At 64.6% G+C, this 4,272-nt stretch carries 8 protein-coding genes; all 8 read left to right on the top strand.

What is annotated here, in order from left to right:
• Positions 1 to 383 (top strand): DUF6908 domain-containing protein (locus tag AC04L7_RS13315; protein WP_475513178.1); only part of this gene is annotated, 383 nt, incomplete at its 5' end.
• A gap of 8 nt (positions 384 to 391) precedes the next feature.
• The gene (locus tag AC04L7_RS13310) at positions 392 to 703 is read left to right on the top strand and encodes a hypothetical protein (RefSeq protein ID WP_436001234.1); all 312 of its coding nucleotides are present in this window, start codon (positions 392 to 394) and stop codon (positions 701 to 703) included.
• Positions 700 to 1,263, top strand: coding sequence for a DUF6036 family nucleotidyltransferase (locus AC04L7_RS13305; protein ID WP_436001232.1), 564 nt, complete (start codon positions 700 to 702; stop codon positions 1,261 to 1,263). The genes AC04L7_RS13310 and AC04L7_RS13305 overlap by 4 nt, the downstream gene beginning before the upstream one ends.
• A 74-nt stretch (positions 1,264 to 1,337) precedes the next feature.
• A complete protein-coding gene (locus AC04L7_RS13300) occupies positions 1,338 to 1,637 on the top strand; it encodes a hypothetical protein (protein ID WP_436001230.1) in 300 nt (99 codons plus the stop codon).
• A complete protein-coding gene (locus AC04L7_RS13295) occupies positions 1,634 to 2,155 on the top strand; it encodes a hypothetical protein (protein ID WP_436001228.1) in 522 nt (173 codons plus the stop codon). The genes AC04L7_RS13300 and AC04L7_RS13295 overlap by 4 nt, the downstream gene beginning before the upstream one ends.
• Positions 2,152 to 2,682, top strand: a complete 531-nt coding sequence (locus AC04L7_RS13290) for a hypothetical protein (RefSeq protein WP_436001226.1) — start codon at positions 2,152 to 2,154, stop codon at positions 2,680 to 2,682. Before AC04L7_RS13295 ends, AC04L7_RS13290 begins: the two co-directional genes overlap by 4 nt.
• Positions 2,682 to 3,107 carry a hypothetical protein gene (locus AC04L7_RS13285; RefSeq protein ID WP_436001224.1) on the top strand — a complete coding sequence of 142 codons (426 nt, stop codon included), beginning with the start codon at positions 2,682 to 2,684 and terminating at the stop codon, positions 3,105 to 3,107. The genes AC04L7_RS13290 and AC04L7_RS13285 overlap by 1 nt, the downstream gene beginning before the upstream one ends.
• 117 nt (positions 3,108 to 3,224) lie before the next feature.
• A complete protein-coding gene (locus AC04L7_RS13280; protein ID WP_475513177.1) occupies positions 3,225 to 4,211 on the top strand; it encodes a hypothetical protein in 987 nt (328 codons plus the stop codon).
• Positions 4,212 to 4,272: the final 61 nt, after the last annotated feature.

Here is a 4,272-nt window from a genome sequence, read left to right as displayed (position 1 = left end):
GAATGATGGATTACGTGCGCCTGGGAGATGGTCGCACCGCGCACTGCCGGCTGAAGAACCCGCCGTACCAGGACCTGGCGATCGAGGTCCACCCCTCGGACGATCGCTTCGAGCAGCGCGTGTACCTGACGCACTATCGCGACGATGGCCAGGCCGATGGTGAGATGGTCTACGGCACCGCCAAGGGCCGCTTGTGGTTCATCGAAACGGCCGTCAATGGGCCGTGGGGCGAGCATCGGGCGCCGGATCGATCGTTTGCCGGCATGTTCGCTCGCAATCTGCTCGCGCAGGGCTTCGACACGGCCGCGATCGACTGGAGCGGTGAGCTGGCCGAGCGCGAGGAAGATGCCCCCGCGCCGTCCCTGAGGCCGTCTCTGGGCTGACCATGTCCATGAACCCTGCCCAGCGCCTTGCGTTCTGGTCCCTGGTGGCGGATCGGATCGAGGGTCGCGACCCGGGCGCGCTGGAGCGCGGGCGCCGGCGCCTGCAGCGCTGGCGGACCATCAACTCGCCCAGTGCCAGCGATCGCTACTGGGACGAGTGGGAGAGCCGAATCAACGAAGGGATGCAGGCGGTCGTACGACAGCTGCGTGACCCCAGCGAGCGCGGGGATGTGCTGCGCTCCACGGCCCCGTTTCTGGACGTGGTCAGCCAGGCCGAGCGCCTGCAGTTCCTGGAGTCGGCCCGGAGCGCGAAGCAATGAAGCGTGAGGCCTTGCTCCATGTCCTGCGGGCGGCCAACGAAGTGGCAGGCGGTCGCGTCGACTTCCTGCTCATCGGCAGCCAGGCCATCCTCGGCGCCGTCGAATCGGACAACTTCACCCTGATGCGCTCCATGGAGGCGGATCTGGCGGCCATGACGCCGGACCAGCGCCTGGCAGAAGAGGTGGCCGATAGGGTGTCGGGCGTGATCGGCGAAGGCTCGGACTTCAACGAGCGCTTCGGCTACTACGCTGACGGCGTGGAGATGAGTACGGCCAAGCTCGCTCCCGGATGGGAGCAGCGGCTGGGTACGATCACGTTCGATGCCTATGGCACGACGAAGACGGCGCGCTTCATCTCGCCCGAAGATCTCGCGGTATCCAAGTTGCTTGCAGGTCGCGAAAAGGATCTGGAGTTCGTGCACGCGATGCTGGAGGAAGACGTCGTCCAGCTGGATGCGGTCGCTGAGTTGCTTGCGACCGTGCCTGCGGACGCCAATCAGCAGCGTGCCGGCGCGTGGCTTGAGTCCCGGCGCAGTGACGTCCCCAGTATGAGGCCCTGAGGCTGGGACAGGCATTGCCTGGCTCAGAAGCACGGGATACTCTAACCAAAGTTCAACAACCCTCAGGAAACGCCATGGCCCTCTTCGGCTACTACATCGACCGCCAAGAGCGCGGTGGTTTTACCGCCGACGTCCGCAACGAAGCGGGCGCTACCGTGTATGAGGTCAGGGCGGGCAATGAACTGGGGCCTGATGAGACCTCCATCATCGACGACGGCTTCATGAAGCATGCTACCGATATGGACGGCCTGCAGGAATACCTGATCCAGCTGAACATCATGCAGCCCGGTGACGAGCTGATGATGTACCCGGGCTTCGAGGCGGCGCTGGAAGAGCGCGAGGCCGAAGAAGCACGCCAGGCAGCGCGTCCGTGAGCAGCCAGCCGCCGACCATTGCCGAGACTTTGGCGCGCCTGGAACAGGCGCTGCCCGTAGGCGACTTCGACTACGACGATGGCTATCGCGATGCGCTGCACAGCGTGTTGCTGGCGTTGGCGCAGGCGGGCATGTCCCGGCAGGCGCTGGATGATGCCATCACCACCGCTCTGGACGCCCACGCCAACAATGCGGCCCAGGTGGCCCGAGAGAAGCCGGGCGATCAGCAGCTCACGGCAGACGGGCATCCGCTCCCGTCCCTGCGATTCGTGCCGCCGCTGGAAGCGCTCACCGACGAACAGCGCGACATCGACACCGACAAGGCGCGCGATGCGATGACGCTCGAATACGAGGCGTGGATGAAGCTGGAAGGCCTCGACCTCACGTCGGCCGACGAGCACCTGTTCGATCCCAAGCTCACGCTGGCACAGCTGGAGTGGGTGCGCGAGTTTACTGAGCGTTGGGACCACAACGACCAGATCGAATCCCTGCAGCACGAACAGAAGCGAAGCCCATGACCGACAGTCGCCCGTGGTATCTCCGCACAGAGAGCGAGTTCTTCGATCTGTACGCCCCCTTGGAAGTCGGCGAGGAAGGCGGCGGCGACTTCATGCGCGATCACGCGCAGGTCAAAGACGAGCCCGTGAACAATGTTTGGTCCATCGTCGAGAGTGATTCGGGCGAGGGCCTGTGGGCCTCGCCGGGATTCCGCGTGGTCAACGTCATCGGCTACGTGCTGACGGAAAAGCCCTGGGTCGATGGTGCCGCGGACGAAGTGTGGCTCGACGGCGTGGAGAAGGCGCTGGACCAACTCGCCGATGGCGTTGACGACGAGGACTACGCCGAGCAGCTGGCCTACGAAGTGCGGGATCGGATGGATACCATCCGTTTTGAGATCGCCACCCGGGCGGGCGAGCCGGGCGAACGCGCGATCAACGCGTGGATGGACGCCAATCCGGAAGATCCGCACACGGTGAAGGTCCGCGACCTGACCCGGCGCCTTGAAGAGGTCCTGAGCGAGGCGCCGGCGCTTAGGGGCGCGTAGTGGCCCGCGACGTCAGAGGCCTTGGCCTTGAGTTCATCGCGCTGGTGGGCGGCATCGCCATGGTTGTGGCAATCGGTCTAGCGGGAGCATGGCTGATCAGTCCGGCACCTGAAAGTTGGCAGGACTGGGTGATGCTCGCTATCGTCGTGATGTTCAATGCGGCGATCGTTGGCGTGGTGCTGAGTGGGTTTCGCCGGCAGCGACGGGAAGACGCCGCTGCGGACGTGGTCTCGACGTGGAAGCGGCTGCCCACAGCGAAGCAGTTCAAACGAGCCCATGGCACCGCCCCACAAGACGACGGTCTCCCGGTTCGCTGTCCTACGTGCGCAAGCGATTTGGCCCGCCACTCCCTTTCCCCGGGCGATCCGAGGTGGCAGATGGGGGGCGCCCGCTGTGGCATCTACCTGTGGAGGAACAATCCCTGATCAGGGGTTGGGCTTCCCTCGACCTGTGGTGATAAGAACTGTGATCTAGTGCCATAGATCACAGTATCAGCGCTAACTTTCGTTGTAGTATCCAGATAACGAAAGCGAGGCGCGTTGATGAATCATCCTCTCGAAACACACGCCGCCCACGCGCGGCGCGACTGGACAGGCAGCGAGATCAAGCGCCTCTTGGGGCCCGAACTGGGCGCAGGGTGGGCAATTGCTCGGGGTGTCATGGCCTCCCTGGACGTCGCGGGGAGCCACGATGAAGCCCTGTACATCGACAGGGGTTCCCGTGACTTACTGGAGCTCGTGCATAGCACGCTGACCAGTCGCACTGTGCTGGCCGAAGGCGTTGAAGATGACCTCCGCGCGACGGGCATCGCTTATCTGGCCAATACTGCCAGCCTCAGCATCCCCTTTCTGCTCGACAGCGTTGGCAGTTCCAAGCAGAAGGGCGCCTTCCGCAACGGCCTGCATGCAGCCGTCGAGTTGATTCCGCACTTTGCCACTCAGCGTGGCATCAGCCCCCTGGCGGCGGAGGACATCGCGCGTGACATCTGTGAGCAGCTGGGAATGCTGCGCGGACGCGATCTGCGGCAGCAGCTGCTGGCAGGCCAGTGGGATGAGGAAGCTGCCAGTGCCGTGTCCAACATCCATCAGCAACTGACCGCCATCGGTTGCCCGGGACTGTCCCTCGACGAAGCCGAGGCGATTCTGCGGGGCGGCCCGGACGCCCGCGCAGGTCTGGATCGTTTGGAGGCCGAGCAGGGGATCGACGTCGGCCGCATGCGCAAGGCGATCGCCTACATCCCTGACACGTTCACCCGCGACGACCTGGAGTCGTTGTGCGAGGGGCACGATCTGATCGTGCGCCGTGGCCAGGGCGAGGAAGCGTCCYCCCCTGACGGCCTGCCCCAGTGGGAGTGGGTCAGCGCCGATGGCGCGCAGGTATCGAACCTCTACTTCGGCAGCGAGCGCGAGGCGCAAGTCGCAGCGCTGGAGGAAAAGCTGCTGCCGGAGTGGTTCGCCGCCGGCCAATACGAAATGGACTTTCCCGACTTCATGGAAGCCGCTCGCCCCGGCTCCAGCAACCGTCCCTGAGGTAAACATGACCGCACCGTCTCCGTCCCCGTTCCTCGATGCCGTCGACACCGTCCTGCAG

It is taken from the genome of Pseudoxanthomonas sp. LjRoot204_2 (assembly GCF_056175765.1).
Note: the sequence above shows the minus strand (reverse complement) of the source record. Positions and strands in the feature narration are given on the sequence as shown.